This is a genomic window from Natrononativus sp. DTA114 (assembly GCF_059736515.1).
This window is the reverse complement of sequence record NZ_JCASSN010000009.1, coordinates 1-1,518: the sequence shown is the minus strand read 5'-3', so window position 1 is coordinate 1,518 and position 1,518 is coordinate 1. Positions and strand designations below refer to the sequence as shown.

At 57.9% G+C, this 1,518-nt stretch carries 2 protein-coding genes; both read right to left on the bottom strand.

Annotation, left to right across the window (positions count from 1 at the left end; translation table 11 throughout):
- On the bottom strand, nucleotides 1-1,196 hold a 1,196-nt coding region (locus AC6I6S_RS20510), incomplete at its 3' end, for an RNA-guided endonuclease InsQ/TnpB family protein (RefSeq protein ID WP_497952821.1).
- Nucleotides 1,197-1,199: 3 nt separating this feature from the next.
- A complete protein-coding gene (locus tag AC6I6S_RS20505) occupies nucleotides 1,200-1,337 on the bottom strand; it encodes a hypothetical protein (RefSeq protein WP_497952820.1) in 138 nt (45 codons plus the stop codon).
- Nucleotides 1,338-1,518 lie beyond the last annotated feature (181 nt).

The following is a 1,518-nucleotide window of genomic DNA, read 5'->3' as shown; positions in this document are numbered from 1 at the left end:
CGCCCCGAATGACGAACAAACGCAGGGAGCACAGTCTGCACAGGCGTTGATTCGGACCGTCCCGGCCCTACATGAAGAGATAGTTCGGTGAGTCCTCTGTTGAGGACGTTCTTTGCGGCGTTCAAATCTCGGTCTTCTGTGTGACCACACGCCGGACACGAATGTTCGCGCACCCACAGCGGCTTGCTGGTTTCGACCCCGCACTCATTGCACTCTTTTGTCGTGCCGCGGGCATCTACCCGGACGACGTGCGTGCCGTACAGTTCGCCCTTATATTCGAGCAGGTCGAGGAACTGCGACCACGCCGCATCCTGCTTGTTCTTCGCCGATTGGCTTGTTTCGAGCATCGGCTTCACGTCAAGGTCTTCGACCGCCACTACATCGTACTCGCAGACGAGCCACGTCGAAAGCTTGTGCTGGAAGTCGAGCACCTTTCGTTTGATGCGGCGCTTCTCTCTGGCAACCTTCTGTCGTTGTTTCTCCCAGTTTGCCGACCCGTGTTCCTTCCGATCGAGTGACCGTTGTTTGCGAGCGTACCGGTCGTACTCTTCGGCAAGGTCCAAACACTCCACGGAAAGGTCGTCGGACGTGTGGATGTACGACTGGATACCAAGGTCCACGCCGATACAGTCGCCGCGGTTGATCTCGTCCAGGTCTGCCTTCTCTGGCGTTTCGACTTCGATCACGAAGCAGGCGAACCACTCGCCAGTTCGTTCCTTTTTGAGAGTCGCGCGTTTGACATCCTCGGTATCCGGCAGGTCGCGGTGTACCTGAATAGGCACGTCGCCGATTTTCGAGAGAGTGAGCGTACTGACGTCGTGGCCCGTCGTGTGATTGACGTCGAAGCCTTCTGACTGGTACGCTACCGATCGAAACTCTCCCGCACCCTGCCACTTGAGCCGCCCGGTCTTACGTCCGTTCTCGCGGTGACTCTTGAGTACCGCCTGATCCTTCTGAATCTGCGAGACCGTCTGTTGAGCGGCGTGAGCCGATACGCCCGCGAACAATGGCCACTTCTTCTTCCACTCGGTGAGCTTCCGATGTTGGTCGTAGGCGCTCGGCCTGTCGTCGTGCGGCGCTCGGTAGTAGTCGCGGACGGCGTGGTTACGAATCTGCCGGTGGATCTCGATGTGTCGCCACGCTTCGCTGGCGGTATCGTCGTCGGGATACGCACGGAAGCGAAGCGTGATGTCCATCGGTTACTCCTCTGCGTTGAGGCCGGCTCGAAGGAGATCGCCGTAGGCACGGGGCATACGTAGCCCGTTGGCTTCGGCGTACTCCTTGGCCCGTTGGATATCCTCGTCGGAGAGGTGAACTCTGAGGTGGCGTTCTTCCATCTTGTTGCATTACTTGCTAGCATTCTTGTTGTCATAAGTGTTACGGGAAACAGAGCGATCGCCAAAGCTTACGCGATTCACCCTCGGGGTCAAGTGGTTCGAGACGCTCCGCGTCTCGTCATCACGAAAATCTTCGATTTTCGAACGACCCCGAGGCACTCTCGCTGTGTCACTCTGTAGA

Excerpts from the sequence above, each read along its gene's own strand:
- AC6I6S_RS20505 (WP_497952820.1), bottom strand. The coding sequence starts at position 1,337 with ATGGAAGAACGCCACCTCAGAGTTCACCTCTCCGACGAGGATATCCAA.